A 15,941-nucleotide genomic window follows, 5' to 3' on the forward strand; every position below is an offset into this window, starting at 1 on the left:
TGAAAAAAAATTATGAATCGCAAAGTTAGGATTAAATTGTAAATGATTAAGTATATATTAATAAATTCTAGTCGTTGTAAACTATTTTACTATTTTTGGTAATTCTGTAATTATTTCAATTTTCGGAGACGAAAGAAGGGTTACAGCTATTTAAATACCGTTTATGTGTACAGTCACTTACTTGCCAAAGAATAATGGCGATTTTATATTTACATCTAATAGAGATGAACAACCAGAAAGAAAAACCATAGCTCCTCAGTTTTATGGAAAGGAAGGAGTTCACTTTTTGTATCCGAAGGATGAGAGAGCCGGTGGAACTTGGATTGCTTTATCAGAAGAGGAGAGATTGGTGTGTTTACTGAATGGTGCCTATGAAGCACATGAAATAAAAGGCCCATATGCCTACAGCCGTGGTTTAGTTGTGAAAAAAATTTTAGAAGCTGAGAACGCAAAATGGGCTGTAGAGGATTTGGAGCTAGAAGGGGTAGAACCGTTTACTTTAATTACTCTTGATTGGTCCTTTATGCCTATTTGTATTGAGATGATTTGGGATGGTGTAAAAAAAGATATTAGAATTTTATCACATAGTTCAAAAATTTGGTCTTCATCAACGTTGTATGATAAACCGATCAAGGCGTTACGCGAAACTTGGTTTAAAGAATTCATAGAACAACATTCGGAAGCTTCTTTTGAAGAGATGTTAAAATTCCATCAAAATGATAGTCTCGGAACTAAAGATATTGCTGTTAAAATGAAAAGGGAAGGTGTTGAAACAACCAGTATTACTTCTGTGGTCAAGGAAGGTGATTCTTTGTTTATGTATTATGTAGATGTTTTAACAGGAAAAGAAACTAGTATTGATTTGATGTCATATAAATCACAAATTTCTATAGATGAATAAAAACGACGGGTTTATAGTGATATTGGCGTATCCAGATGTGATTGTAAGGATTGCAAACGGAGAATTAATAAGTAAAGTATGGCCCTTGTTTGGTATAGGAGGACAGCAAAAGGTAATGGCAGGACATGCCGCTATGTTGTTGGTGTCTAAAGAAACAGGTAAGGTGAATTATTTTGATTTTGGAAGGTATATTACATCAGATACCTTTGGTAGAGTTCGTTCAGAGGTAACGGATAATGAAGTTGCCATTCCATTCAAAGCGATCCATGATGGAGAGACGATTGAAAATCTTGAAGAAATTCTTTTATTTTTAGATAAACACCCTGAAAAAACCCATGGAGAGGGGAGGTTAGTAGCTGGAGTTAATTCTGAGATTGATTACGATAAAGCCTTGGCATTTGTTTTGGAATTACAGAATAAAGGTGAGGTTGCTTATGGGGCTTTTAAAAAAGAAGGTAGTAACTGTGCTCGATTTGTAACAGATTCGATTCTAGAATCTACCAGTAATAAAAAAATTATTAGAGATCTTAAAATAACTTACACGATTACTCCAAGCCCTGTGAGTAATGTGATAAAAGGAAGTAGCTTGAATGCTAAAAAGTGGCAAGTAGAAAATGGTGTTATTGAAGAATATCGAAATAGTTCCATTTTAAGAGAATATAAAAAATCATTATTTGCTAAAGTTTCGCAAGAAGTGGATGAAGTAGGTTCGGTTATCGCAGATACTGAAAGTTACAATTCTTCTAGCGCTCAATGGCTTGGTGGTATTGGTAGTGGTGCTTGGTTTGAGATTGTTAAAAATACCGATAGTACTAATTCTTATGCTATTACCAGAAGAAATCGATTGGGTGAAATTGATTTAGAGGGGGATTTTGAACTCAAAAATCCAGGTTTCTCTATTGATCAAAAATTTGAATTTCAATACGGTTCAAATTGTAAAGAATGCAGAATTAAACAAAATGAGAAAATCTTTGTTTTTGAAAGAATAATGTCAGCGTCAGCTTAGTTTAATGTGTCTGCAACGTTTAGCTGAAAAGCCGGAATTTGAACCTTAAAATGTGATTTGGAATCGAAATTAATCATATTGAAGTATCCTTTCATCGCACCAATCTTTGACTGCAAAAGGCAATTAGATCTATAGGTGTATTTTTCACTTGGTTCAAGAATAGGAATCTGACCGACAACACCATCTCCTTTCACTATTTCTTTTGCGTTTAATGAATCAAATATTTCCCATTTACGAGAAAGTAATTGAACGGTGTCGTTTGTTTGATTTTCTATCGTGATAAAATAACTGAACAGAAACATTCGATTCTCATTTTGAGAATGAATGCCTTCATAGTTCGTTAGCACTGATATTTTGATGCCTTTTGTTATCTTTTCTACCACTTGTAATAATTTTACCTATGCTAAATATAAGTAATTTTGATGGGAAATTTATGCGAAATATATGGATTTTAACGTTTGTTAAGTTATGAAACTATGAAGTTTAGTTTTTACTATTAATGGTAGTAGCTCCCACAATCCGTCCAATTCTTTCACCAAAAGGTTTATAGTGTACAAGTAGGGTGTAGTTGTTTTCTGTTTCTTGAAACGAACCTTCTATAGCTTCAATGTTTAAAGACTTACCATCTTCTTTTTGTACATAAGTATAGTTGTAAAAACCTTGTTTGAATAGCATTTCTGTTTCTAGGTGTTGTGTTTTTTTATTGAAAATCAGACGGTTTTCTTCAGTGAATGCGTAGTTGTTAAATGCTCCATAAACATATATGTTTTCGTTTTCCAAGAGTTCATTATTGGCTTTTAAGAAAAAGTGAACATTAGTATATTCGCTATCTAAACTAGATTCATAACCATTTAAAGTACGTATAACAAAGCCGCCATTAATATCTGGATAATAGGTGTAAGGTAGAAATTTTCTTAAAATGTTCGGGTACAAATAGGTTTGGTAATAATGATCTTCCAAAGCGGTTCTAGCAATATTGACATTGGTTCCATTGAAATTTTTTGTATCAAAATTTAGATATTCATTTCCGCCTGGAAAACTCGTTTCAATGTTATAGTTATATACGATTTCGTTTTTTTTATAATATTGGGGTTTTATGTCGTATTTGATGAGGTTCCAATCGTTATTTTGAACAATTTGTATCTTAATTTCCTTAGAAGGATTGTTTATCGTAACGTTTGGATGGAGAATGGAGAAATTAACAACTTGGTTTCTATCCTTTATAGTTTGTTGAGGGTTTATTTGTTTCAACCTTCTATCTCTTTCTATTTTTGCTGCAATAACGATCCTCGATTCATAATATACAAATCTACGTTGGATACAGATTTCATCGTTGTCGTTTAATATTGTCAATAAAAAATTACCGCTAATTTTTATTCTAGTGTTGATGTTTGGGATTTCAAACTTATGATGTGTGTAGGATTGATAAGTGCCAAATGAGTTCTCCAAGTCTTGTATTTCAAACGATTGGAACCCGTTGATGTATTCTGTGCTTTGAAGATTAGATATGTTCCAATCATAATCACAATGTTGGATGTAGTATCTGTAGTTTTTTTGATCCGCTTCTAGGTCGTCAAAAGCGAATTTTAATTTGGTTCCTAGTGGGACTATTGGGTTAAGGTTTTCCTCTGTGTTAAAAGTAACTGTCTTTATAAATGCAGCAGTGTAGTTCTGCGCATAACCATTAAGAAATATTAAAAATACTCCCGTGGAAATAATAAATAGTTTGTATTTGTTCAAAGTCTCGTTTTGATTGCTAAGAACCAAAGATACTAATAAATTGATGTCAAATGAATTTTTAATATGTTTGGTTTTGTTGAAATAAATTTAAGGATTTTGATGTTTTGTTGATTTAAATTTAACGAATATTTGATTTTACAAAACATCTTCAAATCCTTATTTAAATCAATTATAAATAAGGTAAGAGGTTAATATAAAGGGGCTTATTTGCCGTAAAAAATTTCTAATTTTTTAAATTTGCATTGTTTTAAAACAGATTAACTTAAATTCTAAATATGTCAGAAGACATTCGAATAAAAAAAGGCTTAACCATTAAGCTTAAAGGCAAGGCAGAAGAGACAGTTTCTGCAGCTCCTCGTTCTGGGATTTTTGCAATTCAACCAAAAGATTTTCATGGAATAACTCCAAAACTGACTGTAAAGGTTGGTGCTGAGGTTTCTGTGGGTGATGTTTTGTTTTATTCAAAATCAAACGAACAAATTAAATTTACTTCACCGGTTTCAGGAACGGTTAAAGAAATTACAAGAGGTGCAAAAAGAAGGATATTAGCGATTGTTATAGAAGCTAAGTCTGAAGATGAATTCAAAAACTTTGGTAAGGAAGATCCATCTGGACTTTCTAAAGAGCAAGTACTAGCTAAATTATTAGAAAGTGGTTGTTGGGGATTTGTAAATCAACGTCCGTATGACGTGATTGCTAATCCAGCAGATGAAGCCAAAGCTATTTTTGTATCTTCTTTTGATACCGCTCCTTTGGCTCCAAATTATGCTTTTGCATTGAAAGGAAAAGAAGAGGCATTTCAAACAGGTTTGAATGCATTGGCAAAACTTACAAAAGGGAAAGTGTTTCTTTCTGTAAATGAATCTGCATCTTTCTTTAGTAAATCTCAAAATGTTGAGGTGGTTAATGTTAAGGGAAAGCATCCTGCAGGAAATGTGGGAGTTCAGATTTCTAAAGTTGATCCTATCAACCAAGGAGAAAAAGTTTGGACTGTAAATGCTCAAGATGTTGCCATCATAGGAAATCTGTTCTTAACAGGAGAATACAAACCAGAGAGAGTTATTGCTTTGGCTGGTTCTGAGGTTAATACACCTCAATACTATAGCGTAACAGCTGGTCAAGGATTGGATAGCTTGTTAGAAGGGAAAATTAATAAAGATAACGTAAGAGTTATCTCTGGTAACGTATTAACAGGAGATAAAGTCGCTACAACGGGAGATTTCTTAGGGTTCTATGATAATGTTGTCTCTGTAATTCCAGAAGGAAACACGCATAGGTTCATGGGATGGATTCCTTTCGTAGGAAGTGGTAGTGTACATAGTGCTTCTAAAACATCTTTTTCTTACTTATCACCAAACAAGGAGTATACTTTAAATACAAATTTACAAGGTGAAGAGCGCGCTATCGTGGTAACAGGAGAAATGGAAAAAGTAATGCCTATTGATATCTTTCCAATGCAGCTGTTAAAAGCTGTGATGGCTAAAGATATTGAGAAAATGGAAAATTTAGGGATTTATGAAGTAGCACCTGAAGATTTTGCATTGATTGATTACACAAGTTCTTCTAAAGTTGAGGCACAGACAATCATCAGAGAAGGTTTAGATATAATGATAAACGAAGTAGGATAATGAAATTTATTAGAAATACATTCGATAAGTACAAACCACTTTTTGATAAAGGGGGTAAGTATGAAAAAATGGCTCCAGCTTTTAATGCTTTTGATACGTTAATGTTCGTACCAAATCATACAACAAAACAAGGAGCACATATTAGAGATGGTGTAGATTTGAAGCGTATCATGGTAACTGTAATCTTTGCAATGATTCCAGCACTTATCTTTGGTATGTGGAATGTTGGATACCAACACTTCTCTCAATTAGGCGAAACAGGTACTTTTATTGAGTATTTAGTTTATGGTTCTTTTAAGTTTTTACCAATGGTTGCTGTTTCATACGGTGTTGGTTTAGGAATTGAATTTGCCTTTGGAGTATTTAGAGGTCATGATATTAACGAAGGATATTTAGTTTCTGGAATGTTAATTCCATTGATTATGCCAATCGATTTACCGCTATGGATGTTAGGAGTATCTGTTGCTTTTGCTGTTTTAATTGGTAAAGAAGCTTTTGGTGGTACAGGAATGAATATTTTGAATCCTGCTTTAGTTGCACGTGCTTTTGCTTTCTTTTCTTACGCTCCCTATATGTCAGGAGATAAAGTTTGGGTGGCTGACGCGAGTACAGTAGATGGAATTTCAGGTGAAACTATTTTAGGTACTTTGGCTGCGAACAATGATGTTTCGTACAGTGTGTTAGATATGTTCTTAGGATACATACCAGGTTCTGTTGGAGAAACTTCGGTTTTAATGATTTTAATTGGTGCTGCCTTCTTATTATTTACAGGTGTTGCTAGTTGGAGAATTATGCTTTCAGGTTTGATTGGAGCTTCTGTAATGGGATTAATATTTAATAGTCTTGGAGCAACTTTGTTACCAGATAATGGATTGATGAACTTTCCTTGGTGGGAACACTTAATGGTTGGAAGTTTTGCTTTCGCTATTGTGTTTATGGCAACAGACCCTGTGTCTGCAGCACAAACTGACAAAGGAAAATGGATTTATGGATTCTTGATCGGATTGTTGGGAATTATGATCCGTGTATTTAATGGAGCATATCCTGAAGGTTTTATGATGGCAATCTTATTGATGAACGTTTTTGCTCCTACAATTGATCATTATGTTGTAGAAGGAAATATCAAGCGTCGTAAAAAACGTTTAAAAAATAACTTAGAAACGGCTTAAGACATGGATAAAAATAGCAACGCGTATACGTTTATTTTTGCAATTATCATGGTAACTGTTATTGCTGGTTTGTTGGCTTTTACAGCAACTAGTTTGAAACCATTGCAAGAGAAAAACGTGAAGGCAGAAAAAATGCAGAATATATTAGGAACGATTGGTGTAACTGAAGTTTCTAGAGATGATGCTGAAGTAGAATTTAACAAATATATCAAACAACAATTGGCTCTAAAAGCTGATGGTACTGTTGATACGGAAGCAGATGCTTTTACGTTAAGTTTGAAAAAGGAAGTTAAAAAAAGTGATAATGACCAACGTTTTCCGTTATATATTGCGGAAAAAGATGGAAAGACTTTCTATGTAGTTCCTTTATATGGAGCTGGTTTATGGGATGCAATTTGGGGTTATGTTGCCTTAGATGGTGATAAGAATACAATCATTGGTGCGAACTTTGGACATAAAGGAGAAACTCCTGGATTAGGTGCAGAGATTACAACGGATTGGTTTCAAGCTCAATTTGCAGGAAAGACTTTATTAAAAGATGCAAATGCTGGTTTTACAGCAGATAACTTTGTTTCTGTAAAAACAGTAAAAGGAGGAGCTAAAACTGGTGACGTTCATGGTGTTGATGCAATTTCGGGAGGTACAATTACTTCTGATGGTGTTTCAAACATGGTACAAGAGAGATTAGCACGTTATTTACCTTATTTTAAAAATAATTAATCATGGCAGAGGAAAAAGAACCATTGTTCTCTAAACAAAATAGAGCGTTGTTAACAGATCCATTGGATGATAACAACCCCATTTCGGTACAAGTACTAGGTATTTGTTCTGCATTGGCAATTACAGTACAATTAAAGCCTGCCTTGGTAATGTCGATTGCAGTATTATTTGTAGTTATTGCAAGTAACGTAATCGTTTCTTTGATTAGAAACTTGATTCCAGGACGTATTCGTATTATCGTACAGTTATTAATTGTAGCCTCTTTGGTAATTTTAGTAGATCAAATTTTAAAGGCTTACGCATATGATGTGAGTAAAGAACTTTCTGTATTTGTTGGTTTGATTATTACAAACTGTATTGTAATGGGACGTTTAGAAGCGTTTGCTTTGGCTAATGGACCTTGGAAATCATTCTTAGATGGTGTTGGAAATGGTGCTGGTTACGCATTAATATTAGTATTGGTTGCTTTCTTTAGAGAGTTATTAGGATCTGGAAAATTATTCGGATTTGAAGTGTTAGGACACAAAGCCAAAACGTTAGCTGACTCTACGGGCTTATATGCTTTAGGCTATGAAAATAACGGATTTATGTTATTATCACCAATGGCATTGATCACTGTAGGAATCATTATTTGGGTACAGAGATCTAGAAATAGAAAATTAATCGAAAACTAATAAAATATACAAGATGGATTATATTAATATTTTCGTAAAAAGTATTTTTATTGACAACATGGTATTTGCATACTTCCTTGGAATGTGTTCATACTTAGCAGTGTCAAAAACAGTAAATACAGCGGTTGGTTTAGGAGCTGCAGTAATCTTCGTATTGGTGGTTACCGTTCCTGTTAACTTTTTGTTGGATACGTATCTGTTGAAGCCTGGTGCTTTGCAATGGTTAGGAGCAGAATATGCCTCGATTGATTTAAGTTTCCTTAGTTTCATCATGTTTATTGCTGTAATTGCCTCAATGGTACAGTTGGTAGAGATGATTGTGGAGCGTTTTGCACCTGCTTTATATGGTGCCTTGGGTATCTTCTTGCCATTGATTGCTGTAAACTGTGCAATCTTAGGAGGTTCATTATTTATGCAACAAAAAGATTTCTCTAACGTTGGAGAATCTGCAGTATATGGTTTAGGATCAGGAATTGGATGGTTTTTAGCAATTTTAGCGATTGCTGCAATCCGTGAGAAAATTGCTTATTCTAATGTACCTGCTCCTTTAAAAGGATTGGGAATTACATTTATCATTACTGGTTTAATGGCGATAGGATTCATGAGTTTCTCAGGAATCAAATTATAAACAACTAAGAGTATACACATGACTATAGTAGTAAGTATTATCGTTTTTTTAATTGTAATTTTAATTTTAACAGCTGTTTTGTTGGCTGCAAAGGCAAAATTACTTCCTTCTGGAAAGGTTAAAATAACGATCAACGGAGAGAAAACAATTGAAGTAGAAACTGGAGGAACCTTATTAGGTACTTTAGGAGCAGAAAAAATATTTTTACCATCAGCTTGTGGTGGAGGTGGAACTTGTATCCAATGTGAATGTCACGTGCATTCTGGTGGTGGAGAAGCTTTGCCTACAGAAACACCGCATTTTACTCGTAAAGAGTTAGCAAGTGGGGCACGTTTAGGTTGTCAGGTAAAAGTAAAGAATGATATGGATATTTCTATTCCAGAAGAGATTTTTGGAATTAAGAAATGGAAAGCAAAAGTAGTTTCTAACTATAATGTAGCTTCTTTTATCAAGGAGTTTGTTGTTGAGATTCCAGAAGATATGGATTACAAGGCGGGTGGTTATATCCAAATTGAAATTCCAAAAACGGAAGTGAAGTATTCTGATATGGATATTACGGCGCACCCGCAAGATCACCCAGGTGAACCTGATAAATTCCATGAAGAGTGGGAGAAGTTTAAGCTTTGGCCATTGGTAATGAAGAATACAGAAACCATAGAAAGAGCATACTCAATGGCTTCTTACCCTGCGGAGGGACGTAACATTATGTTGAATGTGCGTGTAGCTTGTCCTCCTTTTGATAGAGCGAAAGGTGGATGGATGGATGTAAACCCGGGAATTGCATCATCTTATATATTCAACTGTAAAGTTGGGGATGAGGTTACAATTTCTGGTCCTTATGGAGAGTTCTTTATCAATGATTCAGATGCCGAAATGGTATATGTAGGAGGTGGAGCCGGAATGGCACCAATGAGATCTCACTTATATGAGTTATTCCATACAATGAAAACGGGTCGTAAAGTCTCTTACTGGTATGGTGGACGTTCTAAGCGTGAGTTGTTCTACTTGCACTATTTTGAAGCATTAGAGAAGCAATTCCCTAATTTTAAAATGCAATTAGTACTATCTGAACCATTAGAAGAAGATAATTGGAAAGTTAAAAAGGATGTTAATGATGAAGGTGATGGATTCGTAGGTTTCGTTCACCAAGCATTGATAGATAATTATTTGAATGATCATGAAGCACCAGAAGATATTGAGTTTTACTTCTGTGGTCCGCCTATGATGAACCAAGCGGTTGTTAAAATGTGTGATGATTTTGGTGTACCACCAGAGAATGTACGTTTTGATGATTTTGGAGGATAATTTACCGATTTAGAATATATTAGAAAAACCTAGTACCTTTGTACTAGGTTTTTTTATGGCAAATAATATCATTATGAAAAAAATTTGGACATCAATTTTATTATTCACCCTTACTATTGGGTTTTCTCAAACAGAGCTAACAGCTGGTGACATTGCTATTTTGCAGATGAATTCTGATGGAAGTCCCCAGGTAACAAAGTTTGTTGCGCTATCAGCGATGGAACAGGGTACCACCATTACTTTTACGGACAATGGTTGGAAGAGTGATGATACTTTTCGCACCGGAGAAGGTGAAGATGTTTGGACGGCCGCATCAAACATTAAGGCAGGTGATGTGATAGAGTTTACTTTAACAAATGTGTCATTGAGTACTGATGGTGATCAACTTTTGGCATATCAAATACAAGGTGGATCAGAAGTATTCTTGTTCGCTGTTAATAACGAAGGGTCTGCAGTATGGCAATCCGATGCAACCACAGAGAATACTTCAGCACTACCGCTTGGATTGGTGAATGGGGGAACTGCTGTAGCAATAAATGAAAGTGATAATATTAAATATAACGGTATATCTGCTGATAGAAAAGGTACGATTGCGCATTTACTAACAAATATTTGTGATGATACTAAATGGAGAAGAAGTAACAATACGGTACAAGATTATACTAGGTCATTAACCTCTAGTATAAGATGGACAGGCACTTGGGAATTTGGTGGAGACCCGAATGATTATTGGTTAACTAGAATTAGAAGTAATTACGATACAGCAACAGATGGAGAATTTTCTTGCAACGAATTAGAAATTAGAAGTGCACGTACATTAACCATTAATTCTGGTGACTTGATAACAGTAAAAAATAGTATTGATAACCTTGGGAATATTGTAGTTGAAGACGATGCTGCATTGATTCAAGTGATTAAAGACGGAGCGAATTCTGGAGTAGGATATACTGTCAATAGACAAACGACCAATTTAGATTCTAAAGGAGAGTATACCTATTGGTCATCTCCCTTAACGAGCTCTACTTTGTTAGAGGCGGTGGATACCCATTTGTATTATAGTTTTGATAGCAGTTCTCAAAATTGGTCTGCTGAAAGTTCTGGTTCCATGATGAATCCTGGGTTAGGGTATGCTGCTACTGGTCCTGGTTCCGGTACTTATCCATTGCAACATTCAGCGGCATTTACAGGATCAGCCTTTAATAATGGGGATATTTCTGTGAGTTTAGATTACTCCGATGATGCCGATGATACGAATGATGCACATTTAATAGGGAATCCCTATCCTTCAGCTTTAGATGCGGATGCATTCTTAACTGCTAACACGAATTTAGGAGGAACCTTATATTTCTGGACCCATAATAGTGATGATACGGCGGGTGATAATGTTGTGGATGATTATGTATATTGGAATGGTATGGGAGGAATAGGAACCTGTTCGGGGTGTACAGCTCCTGATGGAAATATTGCTTCCGGACAAGGTTTTTTCGCCCAAGCAATTGCAGAAGGTTCCATAACATTTACGAATGATATGAGAATAGCAACAAACGGACAGAATAGTCTATTCTACAAATCGAGCTCAAAAAAAACAAGTCCTAAAGAAGACAGGTTATGGCTTAATATTACTGCTGGGGTTAAGTTTAATCAAACTTTGTTTGGTTACGAATCAAAAGCAAGTGATGGACTAGACCGCCTGTATGATGCAAAAAGAACCATTGGAGGATCTGGCTTATGGATCAATACACTTTTGGAAAATGAAACTTATGCAATTCAAGGAAAAAATAAATTCGTTACATACGATGAATTAAATCTTAGCTTTGAAACGGATCAAACAGGAGAGCATATAATTGATATTGAACAGTTGCAAGGAATTTTTGATGAGCAAAAAATTGTGTTGGTAGATAAAGAATTGAACATCAATCACAACCTGAAAAAATCTCCTTACTTTTTTAATGTGGATCTGGTAGGTTCTTATTCAGATCGTTTTTTGTTAGAAATAGGGAATAAAAAGAAACAGGACGCTGCCTCTAATGAAAAAGTAAAGATATATTTGAAAAGAAATATCTTGAAAGTCCGTTCCAATAAAGAAATTGTAAAAATTAAGGTGTTTGACACGAATGGGAAAATAATGTACCAAGTAAATAAAGCCAAGAAAAATTTAAATATTAAAATAAAAAAGCTTCAGGAATCAAATATTTTTATTGTTCATGTACACCTGGAATCTGGTTCTTTAATCAAGAAAAAGATTTTCAACGAAAATTAATTAGCCTCAATTCAATACATGATAGTTTAGGAATAATTTACGACCAAGCTATTAGCAAAAACTTCACAACTATTAAAGATGCAGACAAACTCTAAATATTCATCTATTTTATTATACGAAGCTCAAATGAATCCGATCAATGAGATTGTTTATTTTGGCAATGACAAGAATAAAATAAAAATTAAAGATTCAGTTGTCAGAGTTTTGAATAAAAACTCCGACAATGAAATTGTATTGTTAGAAAGTGGTTTAGAAATTCCTATTGAAAAAATTTATAGAATCGATACAGAACTTTCCCCTTTCCATTCCGATGATACTTTTAGTTGTGACTGTGTTTAAAATAACCGCAGCTTAGGAAAGTGAGAACGAACCTGTAGTATCTTCGAGAAACTTCCAAAGTTCAGTCTGTAATTCACGATTTGTGATGGATGAATTCATTGGCTTTTGGTCTGTAATTTTACCTAAAGTTTGTTTTTCTGGAGCACCCAGAACATCACCATTTGTGCCAATTGCGCCATCCAATGCTTTGACAAATTTATCAGCTCCATCTGCAGGACTTTGTGCTTTTCCAATCAGGCGCATAAGACCAAATCCGATTTTTTCCATAACCCATCTTTTTATTGGAGTCATTTTGGATAATCCGTTCGTACCATATGTCAATCCAGGAGAGAACCATAAAATGTCAAAATTTCTGTTTTTAATTTCCGATATTTTAATAGTCCATATAGCTCCTAATAACTTTGATACTCCAATAGCATTCATTGGATTGTAGGTAGCTTTAGATCGACCCTGTAGGTACTCTTTAAATTCAAGAATACTGTTGAATGTAGGTTTTTGTATCATTCCAGGTATTCCTCTTGCACCTTCTCCTCCGGCATAAACAACTCTTGCTTTGTCTGCAATTAATTTTTGTTCGATCAGATTGTTTAGCACTATATGAGCTCCGAATAAATTTTGGAAACTCGTTTTTTCAATCTTAGTACCTTGGATCTCTATTGTTGGATATTCTGTATCAATGATGATTCCGCCTGCGGCCAAAAATATCACATCATATTTTGTTCTTGGAAGATTTGCAATGGTTTTTTCTAGTGAGTTTTTATCCAACATATCAAACCCACCAATTGGTAATAATTTTATTTTTTGACTTTCTTTTGCTGCTGAGAGCAAAAGATCTTTGGTTTGTTGTGCTTTTTCTAAAGTTCTACAACCCAAAGTAATCTTTGTTGCACCTTGTCTTATTAAAGCTTTGATAGTTTCCAAGGCTAAACCTCCGTTTGCACCTATGATCAGTATATTTTTGTTTGAAAGTTCCATATTATGAATTTAAATAAGTTTGTATTTTTTTGTGAAAGGATAGAAGAATAGATATTATCGCAAAGACGATTCCTATATATGCCCTTATAGGCAATGAGATAAGGATTGTAATTAAAAAAACGGTTCTAAAAAGAATTACATTTTTATTTAGTATTGAGTATACCATTAAAATAAAACTGGAAATATATCCGATGCCAGTGTATATGAAATAAATAGGTTTCAATCCATCGATACTTATATTTTTAGAGGTAAAAACATAATAAAACACGAAAGGTAAAAGTGCTAAGATTGCGTTTAGGATAAAGACAATTCTCAATTGAATGGGTTTCTGTAACATAATTAAATTTATTTAGAGGTTGAATATTTCTTTTTTATTTGTTTAAAATTATCCTTGTTGACCTTTTCTCCGGTGGTGGTGTAATGTTCTACGGCTATCAAATAGTCATCAATTCCCTTTTTAAATTTTCCTTTGGCCAAAGCACCAAGAAAAGCGGGGTTGGTTCTATAATCCATTTTAAATTCGATTTCAGAAGTAGTTGCATTAATAGCGTGAACGGTGTAGGTTGCTTTGGTATAAGTTGGATCTAAAGGAATACCTTCGGTATGTAGAATTTGTACTGTAAAGCTGTGATTTTCGGGGTCAAAATTGAGTTGTTTTTCCTGAATGTATTTTGTTCCCTTCTCATTCAGATTGCATACTCTTACGGCTCCTTCACCTCCATAGGTAATGCTTCCTTGATTGTAATTTGAACTCACAATTTTAGGATGTGAATTCGCAATTGCTCCAAAATCATCTCCTACTACTTTCCATACAGATTCAATGTCGGCAGGAATTATTCTTTTTATGGTAAAGGATCTAACTTTTTTTTGTGCAAATGTTGTAAATGACAAAATAGAGATAAGAAGTACGATTGTTTTTTTAATTGTTGTTTTCATGATGTTAGTTTTTAGTTATTATTTATGTATGATGACCGTTCGTCATATTTGAGGTAAAAAAAATTATTTTCTTAAAAGGTTGTCAAAAATTGAGGTATAAAAATCATTTAGAGGTTTTTTGGAAGCAGTAGATTTCATTCTTACTAAGGCACCGTGCCAACTATTTATAATAAATGCTCCAGCGCTATCCGCATGGATCACTTTAGAAACTTCATCCTGGTTTTGGGCTCGTTTTATAGTATCAACAATGATCGATTCCATTTCATCGAATTGTTTGTCCATAATTTCTCGAAATTTTTCATTTGTATCAGCTAGTTCTGCAGAAAAATTGCTGAGCATGCAGCCTTTGTCGTACTCGTTTTTTGAAACAAAGCTATCAATCATATTTGTATACATAGACTTAAGTGCATCCAAAGGACTTTTGTCACTAAGTTGTAAAGATCGTTTATGCCATTGAACACCACCATCTGTATAATTCTGTATCACTTCAAGTCCAAAAGCTTCTTTGCTACTAAAATGATTGTAAAAAGATCCTTTAGGTATTTTAATACTATCGGTAATCTCTTTGATTCCGGTAGCATTGTAGCCGTTCAAGAACATGAGATCCTTGCCTGCTTTTAAAATATCTTCCCTATATATCTTTCTTTTCATGTTACAAATATAATGACCGTTCGTCATAAATAAAAATTATTTTACAATTATTTTACATTTTTAATGTTTTGTTTATGAAAATCAAACACTTAGGTAATCTGTTTGTTATTAATTTGTAATGTTAAACATACTTGAAACAAAAGAGTGTATGGTGAAAAAAAAGAAAAGAAGGATCGATATATTAGTATTATCAGATATCCATTTAGGCACATTTGGTTGCAACGCTAAAGAGTTGTTACAATATTTAAAAAGTATCAAACCTAAGAAAGTTATATTGAATGGAGATATAATAGATATATGGCAATTTAAAAAGAGCTATTTCCCAAAATCACATATGAAGATTATCAAACATATTTTTGGTTGGGTTTCTAATGGCGTAGAAGTAGTTTATATTACTGGTAATCATGATGAAATGTTAAGGAAGTTTGCTGGATTTTCAATGGGTAAACTGTCTATTCAAAACAAATTAGTATTGGAGTTAGATGGAAAGAAAGCTTGGTTTTTTCATGGAGATGTTTTTGATGTAACGATGGAGCATTCTAAGTGGTTGGCTAAATTAGGAGCTGTCGGTTATGATGCTTTGATTATGATTAATTATGTAGTAAATAGGTGTTGCGAATTTTTTGGCAAGGAAAAATTGTCACTTTCCAAACGCATTAAAGATAAAGTAAAAGGTGCTGTAAAGTTCATCAATAATTTTGAAAAAACGGTAACAGATATTGCTATGGAAAAAGGATATAAATATGTTGTTTGCGGCCATATACATCAACCATTGATGAAGGAGTTTACGGATGATAAAGGCAATGAGACCTTGTACTTAAATTCAGGGGATTGGATCGAAAATTTAACATCACTCGAATATACTGATGCTGAATGGAGATTATTCAAATATAACCCTACGGATTTTGTCCAAACAAAAGAGCAACACGAATTAGAGTTATATGATACCTCTGATCAAACTACAAAGGAATTGTTTGAAGGATTGTTAAAGGAGTTTAATCTATAGTTA

Annotated in this window: 16 protein-coding genes; 11 read left to right on the forward strand and 5 right to left on the reverse strand. The window is 34.0% G+C overall.

Annotated features, from left to right (window positions below; translation table 11 throughout):
* Nucleotides 1-163 precede the first annotated feature (163 nt).
* Both AC2DZ0_RS13415 and AC2DZ0_RS13420 read left to right on the forward strand, forming a co-directional pair.
* A complete protein-coding gene (locus AC2DZ0_RS13415) occupies nt 164-901 on the forward strand; it encodes an NRDE family protein (protein ID WP_484642363.1) in 738 nt (245 codons plus the stop codon).
* Nucleotides 894-1,907, forward strand: coding sequence for a DUF6695 family protein (locus tag AC2DZ0_RS13420; protein ID WP_484642365.1), 1,014 nt, complete (start codon nt 894-896; stop codon nt 1,905-1,907). The genes AC2DZ0_RS13415 and AC2DZ0_RS13420 overlap by 8 nt, the downstream gene beginning before the upstream one ends.
* Here the strand turns inward: AC2DZ0_RS13420 and apaG are convergent.
* The gene (apaG, locus tag AC2DZ0_RS13425; RefSeq protein ID WP_484490569.1) at nt 1,904-2,290 is read right to left on the reverse strand and encodes a Co2+/Mg2+ efflux protein ApaG; all 387 of its coding nucleotides are present in this window, start codon (nt 2,288-2,290) and stop codon (nt 1,904-1,906) included. The two genes, AC2DZ0_RS13420 and apaG, sit on opposite strands and share 4 nt — an antisense overlap.
* A gap of 100 nt (nt 2,291-2,390) precedes the next feature.
* A complete protein-coding gene (locus AC2DZ0_RS13430) occupies nt 2,391-3,647 on the reverse strand; it encodes a type IX secretion system plug protein (RefSeq protein ID WP_484642367.1) in 1,257 nt (418 codons plus the stop codon).
* A gap of 275 nt (nt 3,648-3,922) precedes the next feature.
* On the opposite strand from AC2DZ0_RS13430, the gene AC2DZ0_RS13435 reads away from it, so the two are divergent.
* The 8 genes from AC2DZ0_RS13435 (at nt 3,923) to AC2DZ0_RS13470 (ending at nt 12,370) form a co-directional block, all read left to right on the forward strand.
* Nucleotides 3,923-5,275 carry a Na(+)-translocating NADH-quinone reductase subunit A gene (locus tag AC2DZ0_RS13435; protein WP_484642369.1) on the forward strand — a complete coding sequence of 451 codons (1,353 nt, stop codon included), beginning with the start codon at nt 3,923-3,925 and terminating at the stop codon, nt 5,273-5,275.
* The gene (locus AC2DZ0_RS13440) at nt 5,275-6,444 is read left to right on the forward strand and encodes an NADH:ubiquinone reductase (Na(+)-transporting) subunit B (RefSeq protein WP_484642371.1); all 1,170 of its coding nucleotides are present in this window, start codon (nt 5,275-5,277) and stop codon (nt 6,442-6,444) included. Before AC2DZ0_RS13435 ends, AC2DZ0_RS13440 begins: the two co-directional genes overlap by 1 nt.
* A 3-nt stretch (nt 6,445-6,447) precedes the next feature.
* Nucleotides 6,448-7,164, forward strand: a complete 717-nt coding sequence (gene nqrC, locus AC2DZ0_RS13445) for an NADH:ubiquinone reductase (Na(+)-transporting) subunit C (protein WP_484642373.1) — start codon at nt 6,448-6,450, stop codon at nt 7,162-7,164.
* Nucleotides 7,165-7,166: 2 nt separating this feature from the next.
* Nucleotides 7,167-7,838, forward strand: coding sequence for an NADH:ubiquinone reductase (Na(+)-transporting) subunit D (locus AC2DZ0_RS13450; RefSeq protein ID WP_484490574.1), 672 nt, complete (start codon nt 7,167-7,169; stop codon nt 7,836-7,838).
* 13 nt (nt 7,839-7,851) lie between these two features.
* Nucleotides 7,852-8,466, forward strand: a complete 615-nt coding sequence (gene nqrE / locus AC2DZ0_RS13455; protein WP_484490575.1) for an NADH:ubiquinone reductase (Na(+)-transporting) subunit E — start codon at nt 7,852-7,854, stop codon at nt 8,464-8,466.
* An 18-nt stretch (nt 8,467-8,484) separates the two neighbouring features.
* Complete coding sequence (gene nqrF / locus AC2DZ0_RS13460; protein ID WP_484642375.1) at nt 8,485-9,771, forward strand: NADH:ubiquinone reductase (Na(+)-transporting) subunit F; 1,287 nt, start codon at nt 8,485-8,487, stop codon at nt 9,769-9,771.
* A gap of 73 nt (nt 9,772-9,844) precedes the next feature.
* Nucleotides 9,845-12,031 carry a hypothetical protein gene (locus AC2DZ0_RS13465; protein WP_484642376.1) on the forward strand — a complete coding sequence of 729 codons (2,187 nt, stop codon included), beginning with the start codon at nt 9,845-9,847 and terminating at the stop codon, nt 12,029-12,031.
* A 78-nt stretch (nt 12,032-12,109) separates the two neighbouring features.
* Nucleotides 12,110-12,370 (forward strand): hypothetical protein, encoded by a 261-nt coding sequence (locus AC2DZ0_RS13470; RefSeq protein ID WP_484642378.1) that lies wholly within the window; start codon nt 12,110-12,112, stop codon nt 12,368-12,370.
* A 12-nt stretch (nt 12,371-12,382) separates the two neighbouring features.
* Here AC2DZ0_RS13470 and AC2DZ0_RS13475 read toward each other — a convergent pair whose 3' ends face one another.
* The 3 genes from AC2DZ0_RS13475 to AC2DZ0_RS13485 form a co-directional block, all read right to left on the reverse strand.
* On the reverse strand, nt 12,383-13,345 hold the full coding sequence (locus AC2DZ0_RS13475) for a KR domain-containing protein (protein WP_484642380.1): 963 nt from the start codon (nt 13,343-13,345) through the stop codon (nt 12,383-12,385).
* A 345-nt stretch (nt 13,346-13,690) separates the two neighbouring features.
* Nucleotides 13,691-14,281 (reverse strand): SRPBCC family protein, encoded by a 591-nt coding sequence (locus tag AC2DZ0_RS13480; protein ID WP_484642382.1) that lies wholly within the window; start codon nt 14,279-14,281, stop codon nt 13,691-13,693.
* A 63-nt stretch (nt 14,282-14,344) separates the two neighbouring features.
* A complete protein-coding gene (locus AC2DZ0_RS13485; RefSeq protein ID WP_484642384.1) occupies nt 14,345-14,932 on the reverse strand; it encodes a TetR/AcrR family transcriptional regulator in 588 nt (195 codons plus the stop codon).
* Between the two features lie 148 nt (nt 14,933-15,080).
* On the opposite strand from AC2DZ0_RS13485, the gene AC2DZ0_RS13490 reads away from it, so the two are divergent.
* Entirely contained in the window at nt 15,081-15,938 is an 858-nt protein-coding gene (locus AC2DZ0_RS13490) for a UDP-2,3-diacylglucosamine diphosphatase (protein WP_484642385.1), read from the forward strand.
* Nucleotides 15,939-15,941: the final 3 nt, after the last annotated feature.

It is taken from the genome of Flavicella sp. IMCC45668 (assembly GCF_057219105.1).

Coding starts and splice junctions, on each gene's coding strand:
- AC2DZ0_RS13415 (WP_484642363.1), top strand. CDS start 164: ATGTGTACAGTCACTTACTTGCCAAAGAATAATGGCGATTTTATATTT.
- AC2DZ0_RS13480 (WP_484642382.1), bottom strand. CDS start 14,281: ATGAAAACAACAATTAAAAAAACAATCGTACTTCTTATCTCTATTTTG.
- AC2DZ0_RS13435 (WP_484642369.1), top strand. CDS start 3,923: ATGTCAGAAGACATTCGAATAAAAAAAGGCTTAACCATTAAGCTTAAA.
- AC2DZ0_RS13485 (WP_484642384.1), bottom strand. CDS start 14,932: ATGAAAAGAAAGATATATAGGGAAGATATTTTAAAAGCAGGCAAGGAT.
- AC2DZ0_RS13470 (WP_484642378.1), top strand. CDS start 12,110: ATGCAGACAAACTCTAAATATTCATCTATTTTATTATACGAAGCTCAA.
- AC2DZ0_RS13420 (WP_484642365.1), top strand. CDS start 894: ATGAATAAAAACGACGGGTTTATAGTGATATTGGCGTATCCAGATGTG.
- AC2DZ0_RS13440 (WP_484642371.1), top strand. CDS start 5,275: ATGAAATTTATTAGAAATACATTCGATAAGTACAAACCACTTTTTGAT.
- nqrF (WP_484642375.1), top strand. CDS start 8,485: ATGACTATAGTAGTAAGTATTATCGTTTTTTTAATTGTAATTTTAATT.
- nqrC (WP_484642373.1), top strand. CDS start 6,448: ATGGATAAAAATAGCAACGCGTATACGTTTATTTTTGCAATTATCATG.
- AC2DZ0_RS13475 (WP_484642380.1), bottom strand. CDS start 13,345: ATGGAACTTTCAAACAAAAATATACTGATCATAGGTGCAAACGGAGGT.
- AC2DZ0_RS13490 (WP_484642385.1), top strand. CDS start 15,081: ATGGTGAAAAAAAAGAAAAGAAGGATCGATATATTAGTATTATCAGAT.
- nqrE (WP_484490575.1), top strand. CDS start 7,852: ATGGATTATATTAATATTTTCGTAAAAAGTATTTTTATTGACAACATG.
- AC2DZ0_RS13465 (WP_484642376.1), top strand. CDS start 9,845: ATGAAAAAAATTTGGACATCAATTTTATTATTCACCCTTACTATTGGG.
- AC2DZ0_RS13450 (WP_484490574.1), top strand. CDS start 7,167: ATGGCAGAGGAAAAAGAACCATTGTTCTCTAAACAAAATAGAGCGTTG.